The sequence below is a fragment of the Streptomyces sp. NRRL WC-3549 genome (assembly GCF_000721935.1).
In the GTDB taxonomy this organism is placed as follows: Bacteria; Actinomycetota; Actinomycetes; order Streptomycetales; family Streptomycetaceae; genus Streptomyces.
This window is the reverse complement of sequence record NZ_KL585408.1, coordinates 7,396-7,870: the sequence shown is the minus strand read 5'-3', so window position 1 is coordinate 7,870 and position 475 is coordinate 7,396. Positions and strand designations below refer to the sequence as shown.

Here is a 475-nt window from a genome sequence, read left to right as displayed (position 1 = left end):
CCGCCGAGGGGCGGCCGGTGCTGGGCGTCTGCGGCGGGTTCCAGGTGCTGGGCGAGTCGGTCGAGGACGACGTGGAGTCCCGGGCGGGGCTGGTCGAGGGTCTGGGCCTGCTGCCGGTGCGGGTCCGCTTCGGCCGGGAGAAGGTGCTGGCCCGGCCGTCCGGTTCGGCGCTCGGTGAGCCGGTGGAGGGGTACGAGATCCATCACGGCGTCGCCGAGGTGCGCGGCGGTGAGCCCTTTCTGGACGGGTGCCGGGTCGGCGCGGTGTGGGGGACGCACTGGCACGGCTCGCTGGAGAGCGACGCGTTCCGGCGGGCGTTCCTGGGTGAGGTGGCGCGGGCTTCCGGGCGGCGCTTCACGGCCGCGCCGGACACGAGTTTCGCGGCGCTGCGCGAGGAGCAGCTGGACCGGCTGGGGGATCTGATCGAGGAGCACGCGGACACGGACGCGTTGTGGCGGCTGATCGAGGCGGGGTC

The 475-nt window shown here is 74.9% G+C and carries 1 pseudogene; it reads left to right on the top strand.

The annotated features are described in order from the left end of the window. Positions 1-475: pseudogene (locus IH13_RS0119250) on the top strand (cobyric acid synthase); the annotation flags it as partial.